This window comes from Microcoleus sp. B9-D4 (assembly GCF_036705105.1).
GTDB lineage: Bacteria > Cyanobacteriota > Cyanobacteriia > Cyanobacteriales > Microcoleaceae > Microcoleus.
Genome location: NZ_JAUBTS010000001.1, coordinates 163,053 through 179,272, shown reverse-complemented (window position 1 = coordinate 179,272; position 16,220 = coordinate 163,053). Strand labels below are relative to the sequence as shown.

The 16,220-nt window shown below is 47.2% G+C and carries 10 protein-coding genes; 2 read left to right on the top strand and 8 right to left on the bottom strand.

Features of this window, described 5'->3' with window-relative positions; genetic code table 11:
- Positions 1-141 precede the first annotated feature (141 nt).
- From QUB24_RS00670 to treZ, 6 genes are all read right to left on the bottom strand, one after another.
- The gene (locus QUB24_RS00670; RefSeq protein WP_333149638.1) at positions 142-1,929 is read right to left on the bottom strand and encodes an efflux RND transporter periplasmic adaptor subunit; all 1,788 of its coding nucleotides are present in this window, start codon (positions 1,927-1,929) and stop codon (positions 142-144) included.
- Positions 1,930-2,194: 265 nt separating this feature from the next.
- Positions 2,195-2,803 (bottom strand): PadR family transcriptional regulator, encoded by a 609-nt coding sequence (locus QUB24_RS00665; RefSeq protein ID WP_333149636.1) that lies wholly within the window; start codon positions 2,801-2,803, stop codon positions 2,195-2,197.
- A 743-nt stretch (positions 2,804-3,546) separates the two neighbouring features.
- Positions 3,547-4,059 (bottom strand): DUF4112 domain-containing protein, encoded by a 513-nt coding sequence (locus tag QUB24_RS00660; protein ID WP_333149634.1) that lies wholly within the window; start codon positions 4,057-4,059, stop codon positions 3,547-3,549.
- Positions 4,060-4,387: 328 nt separating this feature from the next.
- Complete coding sequence (dnaK, locus tag QUB24_RS00655) at positions 4,388-6,295, bottom strand: molecular chaperone DnaK (RefSeq protein WP_333149632.1); 1,908 nt, start codon at positions 6,293-6,295, stop codon at positions 4,388-4,390.
- Positions 6,296-6,834: 539 nt separating this feature from the next.
- Positions 6,835-9,630 (bottom strand): malto-oligosyltrehalose synthase, encoded by a 2,796-nt coding sequence (gene treY, locus QUB24_RS00650; protein ID WP_333149895.1) that lies wholly within the window; start codon positions 9,628-9,630, stop codon positions 6,835-6,837.
- A gap of 174 nt (positions 9,631-9,804) precedes the next feature.
- Entirely contained in the window at positions 9,805-11,628 is a 1,824-nt protein-coding gene (gene treZ, locus QUB24_RS00645; RefSeq protein ID WP_333149630.1) for a malto-oligosyltrehalose trehalohydrolase, read from the bottom strand.
- 317 nt (positions 11,629-11,945) lie between these two features.
- On the opposite strand from treZ, the gene QUB24_RS00640 reads away from it, so the two are divergent.
- Entirely contained in the window at positions 11,946-14,006 is a 2,061-nt protein-coding gene (locus QUB24_RS00640) for an amylo-alpha-1,6-glucosidase (protein ID WP_333149628.1), read from the top strand.
- Between the two features lie 35 nt (positions 14,007-14,041).
- Complete coding sequence (locus QUB24_RS00635; RefSeq protein WP_333149626.1) at positions 14,042-15,082, top strand: glucokinase; 1,041 nt, start codon at positions 14,042-14,044, stop codon at positions 15,080-15,082.
- 174 nt (positions 15,083-15,256) lie between these two features.
- Here the strand turns inward: QUB24_RS00635 and QUB24_RS00630 are convergent, their stop codons facing one another.
- On the bottom strand, positions 15,257-15,706 hold the full coding sequence (locus tag QUB24_RS00630) for an EVE domain-containing protein (RefSeq protein WP_333149624.1): 450 nt from the start codon (positions 15,704-15,706) through the stop codon (positions 15,257-15,259).
- A gap of 5 nt (positions 15,707-15,711) precedes the next feature.
- Positions 15,712-16,194, bottom strand: coding sequence for an SRPBCC family protein (locus tag QUB24_RS00625; protein WP_333149622.1), 483 nt, complete (start codon positions 16,192-16,194; stop codon positions 15,712-15,714).
- Positions 16,195-16,220 lie beyond the last annotated feature (26 nt).

Here is a 16,220-nt window from a genome sequence, read left to right as displayed (position 1 = left end):
TAATGGGTAGTTGCGGATGGCTAATGAGTAATTGCTAATGGCGATCGGGATTTAAGGATTTAAGGATGAACAGGATTAATTCTAGTCACCCTCAATTTAATCCTGTAAATCTTGAAAATCTTGTTCATCCTGATTCAGATATTAATTTTTGCTCCCCACTGGTAATTGGGGTTTTTTCCCTTCTGGTACCTCTGGTTGTTGCGCCATAATCGGAACACCGTCTGTGAGGTTAAGGATGCCTGCGGTAACAATTTCTTCGCCTGCTTGCAAACCTTCGATAACTTGATAATTATTCCCCTCAATTGCTCCCAATTTCACGGACTTTTGCCGTGCTATTAAAGGTGGCGCTCCAGGTTGTGGCTGTTTTGGCTTTTGAGCTGTAAAGACAAAAGTTTCTCCACCTAAGCGAGTGACTGCTGTTACTGGAACTAAAATTCCGGGGTTCTGTTTCCAGATGACTTTAGCTTTTACAAACTGGAGATTAAGCAGTTCGCCAGTGGGGTTGGGAAAGGTGGCTTTAGCTAAAATTGTTTGGGAATTGGCGCTGACGTTGGGGGAGATAAAACTGATTTGACCTTGGGCGATCGCCTTACCTTGAGCGTCGAGCATTTGTACTGGCAGCCCTAAGCGTAATTGAGGCATCCGTTCCAAAGGAATTGATAACCGCAAGTCTAGCAATTGGTTCTCAGTCAGGGTGGCAATGGCATCACCTTTTTGCAAGTAATCACCTACTTTCACTGGTATGTCGCCGATGACTCCCGCGAAGGGCGCGATGACCGCAGTTTCTTGTAGTTGTACTTCAAAGCCGCGCACTTGAGCCGCGGCCTCGGCAACTTGCGCTTCAGCTTGATCGAGCTGTTCTTGGCGGGTACCGTTGGCTAACTCGGCTAATCTACTCTTGGCTTGTGCGACTTCTGCTTCGGCTTTGGCTATTTCCTCTGGGCGCGAACCGTTTTGCAATTGCCGCAAAGCTTGCCGCTGCTGTTGCAAGGCTGCTGTGCGGCGCTCGATCTCGGCTTGTCTGTTCTTTTGTCGCTGCTCGAACCGCCTTTGAGCTTCTCGGAGATTGGCTTTGGCTGTGCCTTCTTTTTGGGTGTATTGCTCAAGGGTGTTCGCGGATTCTGCGCCTTCTTTTGCCAATGCCTGATATCTGGCAAGCTGCTGGCTGGCTAACTTTGCTTCGGCTGTGCTTGCTTCTATTTGCGCTCTGGCTTGGGCGATGTCTTCTAAGAGGCTACCGGTTTGGGCATCGGCGAGGTCGGCTTCAGCTTGGCTAACGCGGGCTTGGGCTTGGCCAATTTCTTCTGGCCGAGAGCCCGATCGCAGTTGAGCGAGGTTGGCTTGGGCTTGGGCGACTTGGGCTTGAGCTTGGGCGATTTCTTCGGGCCTGGCTCCTGCTTGCAATTCGGCTAAGTGGGATTGAGCGCGGATCAGGTTGGCTTGGGATTGCCTCAAGTCAGCTTGGGCGCTGTCGCTTTTCATCCGGGCGATGGCTTGTCCTTGGTTGATGAAGTCGCCGGATTTGACAAAAATCTCCGTGACTAGCCCTTCTGCTTCGGGTTTGATTTGTACTGAACGCTTGGCTTCTAAGCTGCTAACAAATTCGGAAGCATCTTCGACTGAGCTGGTTTTTACGGCGGCGAGCTTGACTGGTATGGCTGGGGGTTGGGCTGCTGCTGCCTGTTGCTGTGGGCGATTCTGACCCGATTGCCACGAGTACCAGCCGAAACCTGCTGCGCCTGTGGCGATCGCGATCGCGGCAATTAGAGGCCAGCGCGATCGTGGTTTAGCAACAGGTTGGGGGCGATCGGCAATAGGCGGAAAATCATCCGGTCGATCGCTGTCTGCATCGGTTGGGTGCAGTTCGGGTGTGGCAGGTTTTTGCTCTTCTGTTTCAACGACGGATTCTGGGGATTTAGAATAACTCATTGGCAGCACCACTTAGATTTTTTTTAACTTCTGACTGAGACTTGGGCGAAATCTTTGATTTTCCGGCGTTCCCCTCCAACATGGGGGAATAAGGACAAGCGATTTTAAACAGGATGGAATCGGGAAAGTCCCTTTTTAATGAGGTTGGGGGATGTGCAGGGCTTTAGTCCGATCGCAGTTAGCCAAGCCAGGGAGTGATTATTTTTAGGAAAGCTTCTTGTTATCTCTCAAAAGTTACGATGGCAGGCAAGATTACACATCCTTCTTATGACTCACCTGAGTGGGTGAGTTGGAAGGATTTTCCCTTGGAGTCGGCGGATTCAGCGAAGGGTGGGGAGTCACGCACTCCGGCGATCGCGCTTTTTTCCTTGGCTAGTTGCTCGGTTAACCACTCTATCTCTGAGGCCAGCACTGACTTGCAGCGATCGCGAGAGGCGAATTGATAGTCATCGGTTAGTGGATATTCGCTCTTGAGGCTTTCGATGTAGTCTTGACGGGTGTAACAGGCTCGCAAGCGGTGTTCCAATAGCTTCAGCCGTTCTGCGGGTTCTAAGTCGCCAAAAAAGAAAAACTTGATTTGGAACCGGGAACCACTGTTAACCCAGCTTTCTTGAGGGTGTTCGAGCATTTTTTGCCGCCACAGTTCGCGCCCTTTGGGGGTAATTCCGTAGATTTTGCGCGGACAGCCCGCATCTCCGGCTTCTTCGGCTATTACCGAAATCTCCCCTCGCTCTTCCAATCGCTTCAGCAGCGGGTAAATCGCTCCGTAGTTGACGCTGATGCAACTGCTCATAAACAGCTCCAGTTGTTGCTTTAGCCGATAGCCGTGCAGGGGTTGCAACTGTAGCAGCCCAAGGGCTGATAATTCAAGCATTTATATCAATTTGATATTATAGTTTGGATTATATCACTATATCGGACTCAAGGGCGATCGGGTCAATCGATTTTCGATTTTCGATTTTCGATTTTCGATTGACTTGCGCGAGATAAATGCGGGGGCTTGAGGATTTTCGATTGATTCCACGGATAAATCACGTGGCGGGTACCACCTTTGAAATTCCTGGTCACTACCTACTTTCAAAGAAAATTGATACTTAAATACATAGTTAATAAACTTTGTCAATACCCTTAAGATATACTTTTTAATATCCAGAGTGAATTTTCTTGTGGAACAGTCATCTTGCCTGTTAAGCGAGAATGGTGCAACATTTCAGATTTCTGCGACATATCTCTTCTTGGTAAGAGGATCAGAACTTTTATTGGTAGGGGTTGGTTGAATTTTTTAACCCTGACACACTTGAGTATTTATTTATTGAAGATCGATAGCAGACACTGTTTTTTTGGTAGCTAATACTCCTATTATTTTTCTTAAGTATTGGTGCAAAAAAAGTGTTAGGTTTGTTTCTATTCCCCCTGTTTGTAATCTACGGATCTGTGAGATTATCGCTCTTTTTTGAGGAATTTAAAAAAGCCACGCAGCCTACGGGTAGTTAAACCCAGATGTTTTTCCCTGCCCAGAATCATCCCAAAAAATAATTTTTCAGGAAGAGTTTACCCGCTTATATGCTATTAATATGACACAAATAGAGTGATTTATCTTGAGCCTACAACCAAAGATTAACGTCCTGTAATTACTTGGAATAGCCAGCCAAAAAGCATCACACTCAAGAAAATCACGCCTCCGACAATTAATATCAAACCCAACAGCAACGCCGCCACAAATAGCCAATCGGCTTTTTTGCCTTGTTCAGGGGAACCTAAATGAGCATCCAGCAATTCTATATTTTTGACATTAGCTTTCCAAGCAACATCCAACAAATCTCCAGCCACCGGTACAGTACCAGCAACTGTATCAAATACGATGTTAGTGGCCATTTTTACTAAAGTCTCTTGAGGTACTCCCATTTGAGCGGATTTGAAGACAACATATCCTGCAAAAAGTGAACTGATTAAATCGCCGCCGCCCGGTATAAGTCCCAGTATCGGATCGAGTCCGATGCGGTATTTTGTGCCGGGAATCGGAATTGCATTGTCTAGTAAATGGCTGATCCGGCGGAGTCGGCGCAAGGATGCAACATGAGATGGGCTGGGAGTATTTGGGGAGGAATTTTGTATAGGAGAACGTGACATTTAATTGCTCTCGATTGCGATATTATATCGATTCCGGTTGCACCGGAATGATTGTTGACTGTTGACGGTTGACTGTTGACGCCGTGAACAGTGAACAGTCAACAGTCAACAGTGAACTCGAATTTACTATTCCGATGCTAACGGATTTGATATTACTGCTAGTTTATGATATTTGTTGAAGCATATTCTAGTTTTGTCTCTATGCCTCAAGCAAGATTTTTAGTAATTTTAGTCGATCGGCTTTGGTTTGTTTTTGAATGGACAGAAACCCGGTTTCTGTTCAAAACCGGGTTTCTTGCTTCTAGCTGGGGGCTTTTAATTTAGCCTTTTATTTGTTGCCTTCAGTGAAGTCGGCGTCAATTACGTCGTCGCCGCCGCCAGTGGGGCCACCGTCTCCATAGCCACCAGGGCCACCGGGGCCGTCAGTCGGGCCGCCTGCTTGCTGGTACAGGTTGCTGCTGACAGCGTAGAATGCTTGCTGCAACTCGGTTGTCAAGGTTTTGATGCGATCGTCATCTTCACTGGCAATGGCCTCGCGCAAGTCTTTGAGCAACCCTTCAATCTTAGTTTTGTCAGCAGGGGGAACTTTATCACCCAATTCTGCCAACTGCTTCTCGATTTGATAGGCTTGAGAATCAGCTTGGTTTTTGCGATCGATCCTTTCGCGACGCTCTTTGTCAGCAGCCGCATTCGATTCGGCTTCCTTCACCATGCGCTCGACTTCATTGCTGGGCAAAGTAGAAGCACCAGTAATGCTAATAGATTGCTCCTTGCCAGTACCTTTATCCTTAGCAGCTACATTCAAAATACCGTTAGCATCGATATCGAAAGTAACTTCAATTTGAGGTACGCCACGGGGGGCTGGTGGAACTCCATCTAAGCGGAAGGTTCCCAAATCCTTGTTATCATTCGCCATTTCCCGTTCGCCTTGCAAAACGTGAATTTCCACGTTTGTTTGGCCGTCTACAGCAGTCGAGAAAGTTTCCGACTTCTTGGTAGGAATAGTGGTGTTGCGAGGAATGATTTTGGTCATCACGCCACCCAAGGTTTCGACGCCGAGAGACAGCGGAGTAACGTCGAGCAACAGGATGTCTTTGACTTCGCCGGAGAGTACGCCGGCTTGAATTGCTGCACCGACTGCGACCACTTCGTCCGGGTTTACGGTTTGGTTGGGGTCTTTGCCAAGGAGTTTTTTGACCAGTTCTTGCACCGCAGGAATGCGCGTAGAACCACCAACTAAGACGACTTCATTAATTGCAGATTTGTCTAATTTGGCGTCGCGGATCGCATTTTCTACGGGGATGCGGGAGCGATCGATCAAATCCGAGCACAGTTCTTCAAACTTGCCCCGCGTCAAAGTCGTGTCCAAGTGTTTTGGCCCGTCTTGAGTCGCGGTAATAAACGGCAGGTTGATTTCTGCTTGGGTAACGCTCGAAAGCTCAATCTTGGCTTTTTCGGCTGCTTCCGTCAGGCGTTGCAGTGCTTGTTTGTCTTTGCGAAGGTCAATGCCTTCGGCTCTTTGGAATTCGTTAGCGATGTAATCGACGATTTTTTTGTCGAAGTCGTCACCGCCGAGGTGAGTGTCTCCAGAAGTTGCTAGCACTTCAAATACGCCGTCGCCTACTTCGAGAATAGATACGTCGAAAGTACCGCCACCTAAGTCAAATACGAGGATGGTTTCGTTGCTCTTTTTATCTAACCCGTAAGCTAAAGCTGCTGCTGTAGGTTCGTTAATAATCCGCAGCACTTCTATACCGGCAATTTTTCCTGCGTCTTTCGTAGCTTGGCGCTGGGAGTCGTTGAAGTAAGCGGGAACAGTAATTACCGCTTGGGTAACAGTTTCGCCGAGGTATTTGCTGGCATCTTCTACCAGTTTACGGAGAACTTGTGCAGAAATTTCTTCTGGAGCAAATTGCTTGCCACGGGCGGGACAGTCTAATTTCAGGCTGTTGCCGACTTTGAGAACTTTGTAGGAAACTTCAGTGGTTTCGTGGGTTACTTCATCAACCCGACGCCCGATAAACCGTTTTACTGAGTAAAAGGTGTTTTCGGCGTTCATCACGGCTTGACGCTTGGCGATTTGTCCGACAAGTTGATCCCCATTTTTAGCATATGCTACTACAGAAGGTGTGGTGCGACCCCCCTCGGCGTTGGCTATGACGGTGGGTTTGCCGCCTTCCATAACTGCGACGCAGGAGTTTGTCGTACCTAAGTCAATTCCAACTACTTTTCCCATAGGGGTGTTCCGGCTCCAATCTCTACAAAATTTTGGTGTTTTATCTGTGCGATAGTCTGGTTATTCAGGACTGCGATTTTACCTCGCGGTTTACGGGTAGTGAGTCCTGCTTTAATACAGTCTTCGATAGGGTGCTGATCTCTATACTGCGGGCGGTAGACCTTGCGATGAAGGGGTATTTACCGAACCTGTTGGGGGACGGTTGCATCCGTGAGGCTTGCACCGCTACAGTTGTTGACTGCTTTTCTTTACTCTTCCCAATGTACGGTGTGCGATCGATTCGGGTATTGTGGCAAACCGTATACGTTGTGTTGTATTTGCCGTCTTTGTTGTATAAATTTTGTTTGGTTGGTAGGGGCGATCGGTTTTTTGACTTCCAATCAGGTTTAATATCAATTCTAAAAAGGGACAGGGCAATGCCCTATCCCTACCCGTTTACTTCCAGGCTGTGTCTGGGAAGGAAGATATTATTGAGGGAGAGCCTCAAGTCCGCCTCCTGGGAGTCTGGGAAAATTCTTGAATTTTCCAGCTTTTCATTGCTATTTTTTACCGAACAGCAGAGCGGCAGGAAAGTAACTCAGAGCTTCACCAATTGCCAACGTACCGTTACTTTCTACCGCCTGATTTGTAATTGCATCTTTCCAAACCGACGGCATTTGCTCGGATAATTTCAAATTAGTATCTTTCCAGACTGGTTTGCCGATCGGCATTTCTTCCGGTTTGACAATTCCCGTCAAAAACCGGGGAGCAATGACAATAACGGTAGTCTCTCCAAAGCTTCTGGCAAAGGCAACAACATTATCTTTAAACGTGCCAACTGCTTGCAGGGGCACATAGTCACCTGATTGAAAAACTTGCAAGTATTTTTTTCTCGCTTCTAGCGCTCTTGCCGTTAAAAATAACTTAATTCTCGCGTCTTCTCGCGTCGCAATCAAATCTTCAACCAGTTGCAAAATATCCGTCTGAGCTTGCTCTTTAATGTCCCGCAAAACCTCGATTCTGCGGTCAAAATCAACGGGACGGCGGTTGTCCGGATCGACGTGGCTTAAATCCCAGAATTCCGTCCCTTGATAAATGTCGGGAACGCCGGGAGCCGTGATTTTCAGGAGTGTTTGAGATAAAGAATTGAAAATTCCGTAATTAGCTACTTTTTTGCAGAAAGGTATAAATTTGTTGAGAAATGGATTTTGTTCCGAAGGTTCGAGAACGCTATCGACAAAGGTCATAAAACCAGCTTCGTAGTCGTTATCCGGTCTCAGCCAAGCCGTATAGACTTTGGCTTCGCGGACAGCTTTAATCACATAATCTTTCAGGCGATCGACATAATCAGTGTTTTCAATTCCCTCAAAGGGAAAACTGCCTAGCAGAGTTTGGTAGAGGAAGTATTCGTCATTAGTATCGGGAACCATCCGATTCACAAAGTTGACTTTTTTAGAAGAGTTTACCTCTCTCCAAGACCTGACTTGCTGTTCCCATTCATCGGGAATTTCTGACAAAACGTTTATGCGGGCTCGCACATCTTCGCCCCGTTTGGTATCGTGGGTAGCTGTCGCATTCATTTTGTGCGGCCAAGCGGCTTGCTGCTGTTTGTTGAACTCGTGAAAATCTCCCAGCGACACGCCGAACTGACTGGGATTTCCTCCCACTTCGTTGAGGGATAAAAGCCGATAGTAGACGTATAAAAGCGTGTCTTCCACGCCTTTTGCCATTAATGGGCCTGTCAACTGCTGGAGTTTCATTACAAAGTGCCGGCGCTGCTCTTTTTGTTCAGGTGTTAGGGTTTCTTCTTCTTCCAGCAACAACACCGTTTCGATAAAATTAAGTTCCTTGAGGAGTCGCGGTACTTGTTGTTTGGCATGGGCGATCGCATATTTTACGTAAGTGCGATCGGACTCTCTCAAACCATCTTGATTGATGTAAGTTCGGTAGACTGGAAAAATAGTCAAAACCGCCGCCAATGCTTTTTCCAAACCGGGACGAGTAAAGTCATTTCCCTGTCTCGATTGACCGGAAATATTCTTCAAAAGTTGAGCTAGATTGTCTACATCTCCCGCCAAGTTTTTCTCAACAATGAGCCCTTTTTTATCTAAAAACAACTGTTCGTAGGGAACGGTCAAGCGAGTAAATCTCTGATAAATTTCGCTAAATTGCTGTTCGCGATCGCACCGACAGAAAACGCCGTTTACGTAATTCAAAAAGTCGTAGCCGCTAGTTCCCTCAATCGGCCAATATGACGGCAAATCTTCTTCGTGTTCCAGAATTTTTTCAACAGTAATATAAGTGTCTCCGACTTTCTCCCGGAGCCGTTTCAAATATTCTGTGGGGTCGTACAGTCCGTCGATGTGGTCGATTCTCAATCCGGTAAACTTTCCCTCATCAACCATGTCGAATATCAGAGCATGGTTTTTGTGAAAAACTTTAATCTCTTCAACTTTTACCGAAATCAGTTCGTTGACCGTAAAAAATCTTCGGTAGTTAATTTCCTCGGCACCCACTTTCCAGAAAGCCAGACGGTAAAACTGCTCGGAAAGCAAATCGTCTAGCAAATTAAAGCTTTCGGCATTTCCCTTTTCTCCGTTAAAAAATTTGATATTTTCATCGATAAATTCCTGCACGAGGGGATTTTGATTGTAGAGTTCCCACAGCAGTCCTTTAACAAAAGCTATCTGATCGTATCGGGTTTTACCTTTAGTTTCTGAGGGGGTATTTTTAATTAAATAAAGAATTCCTAAAAACTTGATAAAATCTGGATGGCGTCTGCCTAATTCCCTGGCTAAATGCCCCAAATTATGACTGATAAATTTAGCATAAGATTCAATTCTTACTGGCAATTGTAAGCTATAATAATTGATGGTCAGCCCAATTTCGCTGTATTTAAGTTGAATCTCGCCATTTTCCAGACACTCTCCATAAAAATTGCCGAGCAGGGGAGCCAGCACTCGACCTCTGAGATGTTCGTAAGCGTGATTCCATTCAATATCGAAATAATCGAAATAGTCGGAATCTGGCCCGTGTTCCAATACGTCTAACAGCAGCAAATTTTGAGTGTCGTAAGCCATGTGGTTCGGCACAATATCTTGCAGCCATCCCATGTTCCGTTTCTTGATTTCGTATGTGAGGGCTTCAAAATTTTCTGATGTTCCCAAATCGGGATTGAGCTGATTTGAGTCAACGACATCGTATCCGTGAGAGCTGCCTTTTCTGGCTTTAAATATTGGTGAAGCGTAAAGGTCGGTAATTCCTAAATCTTCCAGATAGCTAAGGATTTGTTTGGCGGCTTCAAAGTTAAAACCTCCATGAAATTGAATCCGATAAGTTGTTGTGGGAATTCTCATCATGTTAATTTTGCTCCTGGTTTTTTAGGGTTTTCTTTTGTAATATAGGAGGCAGATCCTCCTGAACTGCATTCCCAGGCAGAGCCTGGGAATTAGAGAGGCTCTGCCTCCCGTTTCTTGTTCCTAGGCTCTGCCTAGGAACGCCTGTATTTGAGGCTCTGCCTCGACTTTTAATTATTCTAATTCGTAGAGTGCGAAACTCTGCGGTTTAACGGTCAATTTTTGCTCTGAAGTTATCTTTTCAGGCAAGCTAGAACCTGAACCCATCCATTTTTCATCAGCAGAGTCTAAAATTTTGTTCCACTTGCCTTGGGGAAGTGCAGCCGCAAAAGATACCTCTTGCCTGTTGAAGTTTAAAATGCAGAATATCTGGCTGTCATCTGTCCAGCGACGTAGACATAAGATTTTTTCCGCTTCAATGCTGGACACTTCTAGACTGTTTTTGTCGAGTTTTTTAAGGGCTGGTATTGTCCGCCGCAGTTGAATCAGATGTTGATGCCATTCCCAAAGGATTTTGTGTTTGCCTTCGGTTTGTTTTTCCCAGTTTAACTTACACTTATCGAAAGTCTCAGGACTCTGGGGGTCGTGAAACTCGCCTCGGCCTTCAAAGATTTTAAATTCTTGTTGTTTGTCTTTGCGGATAGCTTCAATTAAGTTTTCGTCCGAGTGGGAAACGAAGTAAAAAAACGGTGCTTCTTCTCCGTATTCTTCTCCCATAAAAAAGAAGGGAATGTAGGGAGAAATTAAGACGGTGCCTGCTGCGAGTTTCAATCCTTCAAAGTCAACTATTTTCGAGAGTCTGTCTCCCAAAATGCGGTTGCCGATTTGGTCGTGGGTTTGGGCAAACACCAGAAATTTATGGCCCGGTTCATCCTTAACAGAATTGCCGTGTTTCCGCTTTCTGTGGGGGGCGTACTGGCCGGAGTAAACAAAGCTTTCTTTGAAGGCTTTTTCTAAGTGTTCGCACTTGCCGAAATCTTGGTAGTATCGGTCGTCTTCTCCGGTGAGCAAGGCGTGCAGTGCGTGGTGGAAATCATCGCACCATTGGGCGTCTAGTCCGAAGCCACTGAGTTCTTTAGGACGTATTGTGCGGACATCATTTAAGTCACTTTCCGCTATTAAGTAAAGTTGCCGTCCTAGTTCTTGGGAAATATCGGCTGTGGCATCGGATAGTTCTTGTAAAAAAGGTCTTGCACCTACTTCAAATATTGCTTGAATGGCATCTAATCTCAGGGCATCGATGTGATAGTCTCGAAACCAGTAGAGGGCGTTTTCAATAAAGTAGTTACGCACGCCGTCGCTGTAGGCGTCGTCGAAGTTGAGGGGATCTCCCCAAATTGAGCCGTATTTTGAGGTAAAGTAGGGGCCGAAGTCCCTGAGATAATTTCCTTCGGGGCCGAGGTGGTTGTAAACTACATCGAGAATTACTGAAATGCCGTGTTCGTGGCAGGCGTTGACGAGTGTTTTGAAGCCTTCGGGGCCGCCGTAGGAGTTTTGAACTGCGTAGGGATATACGCCGTCATATCCCCAATTTCGGTCGCCGGGGAATTGGGCTACTGGCATGATTTCGATGGCGTTGATTCCCAATTGTTTAAGTTGTTTTAGCTGGGGAATTATTGCTTCAAATGTTCCGGCTTGGGTGAATGTGCCGACGTGCAGTTCGTAAATAATCATTTCGGCTAGCGGCACGCCTTGCCAATTTGTGTCACTCCAAGTAAAAATATTTTCATCTATTACTTGCGACGGAGCGTGTACGCCTTGGGGTTGATATTTTGAGGCTGGGTCTGGTCGCTCGGTTTTTCCTTCGATTTGGTAGGTGTAAAGGGTTCCTGGTTCGATGTCTGTAGCTGTGGTTTGCCAATAACCTTCGGCAGATTGTTGCAGGGGTATCAGGCGTTTTTTTGGGGAAACAATTTGGACTGCCATTTGTTTGAGGGTGGGCGCCCAAACGGTAAATTCACATTGGTTATTGCCGAGGTAATTTGCTCCTATCTTCACTTTGAGCTGTTCTCCTTATAAAATAGGTTGGTAGTTCGATCGCCCGACGCGCTATCAAATGCTTTGCCCTTAACGTTCAGCGCCTGTTTAGACGGTAATATTACTTAATATAACAAACAACTAACTTTAGACAGAGGTATCAAAGGCTAAAATTGTGTAATGGGCAAAAGTAGCGGTTAGTTATGTCTAAATTAGATCAGGAACCGGCACGGGGCCGATCGCCAAATTAACGGCCTGCAAGCGTTAATATTTCTGGTTGATATCATGTCGAAAATCTACCTAAAGGTAGGTCAAAAATCAGCGCGAGTGTGGACTTTATGGTTATGGCTTTTGGACGGGAAATCTGCTGCAATCTCGACTCGGCGGAGTCTCGGGAGTGGTTAGTCACCAACGGGATCGGCGGTTACGCTAGCGGGACGATCGCAAATCTCCTCACCCGCCGCTATCACGGCTTGCTGATAGCCGCCCTCAAACCCCCGCTGGGACGCACTTTGATGCTGGCAAAGCTGGACGAGACGGCGGTGTATCACGATCGCGCATATCCGCTTTATACAAACCGCTGGGCCGACGCGACGATGGAACCCCACGGCTACAAATACATCGAAAGCTTTCACCTCGAAGGCACGACACCAGTTTGGAGGTTTGCTCTCGCCGACGCTATCCTGGAAAAGCGGATTTGGATGCAGCAAGGTGCTAACACAACATATATTCAATACCGCTTGCACCGCGCCTCACAACCGATCGCCCTCGCTGTCAAAGCCCTAGTCAACTACCGCGACTACCACCACACGACGAGCGCCGGCGACTGGCAAATGAGCCTAGAAACCTTGGAACGCGGGGTTTGCGTGACTGCATTTCCCAAGGCTGCACCCCTGTACCTGCTGACAGATGCCGCACCAGAAGCCAAATTTCGAGTCTCTGCGCCCTTATACAATTGGCATTACGGATTGGATCTAGCAGCCGAAAAGCGCCGCGGATTGGATTACTGCGAGGATCACTTGCACGGGGCGACTTTTCACATGACGATCGCACCGGGAAGTTCTCTCACATTGATAGCCAGCACCGAGAAAAATACCGAACTCAACGGCGGTAAAGCTTTAGAAGTTCGTCGCACTTATGACCAACAACTGCTGCAAAACTGGTCAAAAGTGAGCGAATCTCCCGACTGGATCAATCACTTAGTGCTAGCCGCCGACCAATTTATCGTCAGTCGCCCCCTACCGGAGGAACCCGAAGGCAAAACGATTATCGCCGGATATCCCTGGTTCAGCGACTGGGGGCGCGACACGACGATCGCCCTACCCGGTCTCACAATCTGTACCGGGCGATGGGAAATTGCGCGATCGATTTTGCGGACATTTGCGCGGTATGTCGATCGGGGAATGCTGCCGAACCGCTTCCCGGATGCGGGCGGCGCACCGGAATACAACACCGCAGACGCCACTCTGTGGTACTTTGAGGCAATTCGCGCTTATATCGATGCCACGGGGGACGATCGACTTTTGAGCGAACTCTGGCCTACTTTATGTGAGATTGTTGATTGGCACATACAGGGAACTCGGTATAAGATCCGCCTCGATCCCGATGACGGTTTAATCTACGCCGGCGAAAAGGGCGTGCAACTGACTTGGATGGACGCGAAAATCGGCGATTGGGTGGTAACGCCTCGGATTGGTAAGCCGATCGAACTCAGCGCGCTTTGGTACAATGCTATACAAGCTATGGCAAGTTTTGCTCGAAAATTGGGCAAGCCTCACAATGAATACCAGCAATTGGGCGATCGAACAGCCGCCGGATTCCCTCGCTTCTGGAACGCCTCAACCGGTTACTGTTACGACGTTCTCGATGGCCCCGACGGACATGATAGCTGCCTGCGGCCCAACCAAATATTCGCCGTATCCTTGCCCCTAGACTCGATTCCTCCTCACTCCGCCAACTCCTCGTCAGCGGGGATACACCAGGAAACCCGCTATACACCGTTACTGACCCCCATCCAGCAGCGCGGCGTGGTGGACGCCTGCGCTCAACAGTTGCTCACTTCTGTCGGCCTCCGCAGCCTCTCGCCGCAGCACCCGCAGTATCGCGGCACATACGGAGGCGACCAATTGCAGCGCGACAGCGCCTACCACCAGGGCACAGTTTGGGGCTGGCTGATTGGCCCGTTTGTCTTGGCGCACTTACACGTATACAAAAACCCAGCACAAGCTCGCGAATTCCTAGAACCGATGGCACATCATATAATGGCCGGCGGAGTTGGCAGTATGAGCGAAATTTTTGAAGGCGACGCCCCCCACTCGCCTCGGGGCTGCACGGCTCAAGCTTGGACAGTGGCTGAGGTGCTGCGGGCTTGGTTGGCAATTAATACTGTGGGTGTTTAAATGGGGAATGTTATCTTTGGTGGAAAAAGAGATTTATGGCATTATTATTAGCGGGCGATATTGGCGGAACTAAGACAATTTTGCGCTTAGTGGAAAGGACTGTTAACGGTGAAATGAATGCACTTTACGAGTTCCGCTATCCCAGCGGTGAGTTTCCCGATTTAGTACCGATGGTGCAGCAGTTTTTGAAGGAAGCTGCTATGAAATTGGATTTTGCGCCATTGCCTGAAAAAGCTTGTTTTGCGATCGCAGGCCCGGTGGTTAATAACACTGCAAAACTGACTAATTTACCTTGGATGCTGGATGCGAAGCGTCTGGAACAGGAATTAGGAATATCACACGTTAGTTTAATTAATGATTTTGTCGCGGTTGGCTACGGCGTGTGGGCTTTGGATGCTAAAGATTTGCACATTTTGCAAGTCGGAAAACCCCGCCAACACGATCCAATTGCTGTGATTGGTGCGGGTACTGGTTTGGGAAATTGTTTTGGAATTCCAGAGGCAAATGGCATCAGGGTATTTTCTTCGGAAGGGGGGCACGGTGACTTTGCACCTCGTTCGGAGTTGGAGTTTCAATTGCTGAAATATTTGTTAGCCAAACACGACATTCCCCGAATATCGATCGAGCGTGTGGTTTCGGGACAAGGGATTGTTTCAATTTACCAGTTTTTGCGGGACAAAAAGTTTGCTCCTGAATCGCCGGAGATAGGGGAAGTTATCAAAAAATGGGAGTCAGAAATCGGGAAAACTGAAAAGACTGTCGATCCGGGGGCGACAATTGCACAGGCGGCACTCAAAAAGTGCGATCGGCTTTCGGAACAAACAATGCAAATGTTTGTAGAAGCCTACGGTGCAGTGGCGGGAAATCTGGCTGTGACACTGTTACCTTACGGCGGTTTGTATATAGCCGGCGGCATCGCTGCTAAAATTTTGCCGCTGATTCAAGAAGGGGGTTTTATGCGGGCTTTTACCCACAAAGGCCGGATGAATTCGCTGTTAGAAATGATGCCAGTTCGTCTTGTTTTGAATCCCAATGTAGGGTTAATTGGTGCGGCTGTTTGTGCGGCCGGTCTTTAGAAGATTGAAATTTTGACCGCCCCAATCCCCAGCAGTAGGGTGCGTCAGCCTTTAAATTCTCAATTAGCACAAAAAGTATCATGCTGACGCACCGATTCTTACCCGGTGCGTCAGTTCGGGAATTATGGGTTTGTCGCGAAATAAGGGTAGCTGACGCACCCTACTTAGCTAGAGTTATCTCATCTTTAAAATCTTCTCAGCAGCAACATCAGATACCGGCATCACCGATAACCGATTGCCTTTCCTCACCACCAACATCTCATCAGCACTAAACTTTTGTTTCAGTTCATCCAAAGATATTAACTTAGCAAACTCCTCAACAAACTCCACTTTCACAGTTTGCCAGCGAGGTGCATTAAACTGCGATTTAGGATCATAATATTCGCTATTAACATCGAACTGACTCGGATCAGCAATCCCTGTTTCCACGACGCGCACTAACCCGACAATTCCCGGTATTTTAGTATTAGAATGGTAAAAAAATACTAAGTCTCCCCGACTCATATCTCGCATAAAATTGCGCGCTTGATAGTTGCGAACGCCATCCCAAATGGAAGTGCGATCGTGCTTCAAATTCGCAATGCTATAAACATCGGGTTCCGACTTCATTAGCCAATAATTCATACAATCTATTCGCTTGGGTTAGCCAAATATTCTTGAATATTATCTAAACACTGCTGCATAGCTTTTTGCATAAAAACCTGAACGAGCAACAACCCAACGGGATAGAATACCGGAGAAGTCAGCATAAAATAAAACTCCCAATCAATCTGAGTTCCCTTTGCTGTAGCAGTGAAATTCCAATCTCCGCCACCAGAATCAATGAGTAGAGAAATCGGAAACTTAAACCCTCTAACCAGTCGGTAGGTTTGTCTTTCTGGCTTTTTGAAAGTAATGATTTCTTCATCAATCACCGAAGCGTCGGAATTTTCTATCCGCCGCACGCCGCCTTCACGCATCTCTCCACCATCTGCCATTTCTGCTTTAATAATTGCTGGAATTGGGCCATATCCGCGAAAGACTTTGGGCAGATTTGACAGGGAGGTAACAAAATCAAAGACTACTTCAGGCGATGCAGCAATTTCTACTACTGCGTTGGTTTTAACTAACATTTATCTCTCCCATGATCTGACTTGAT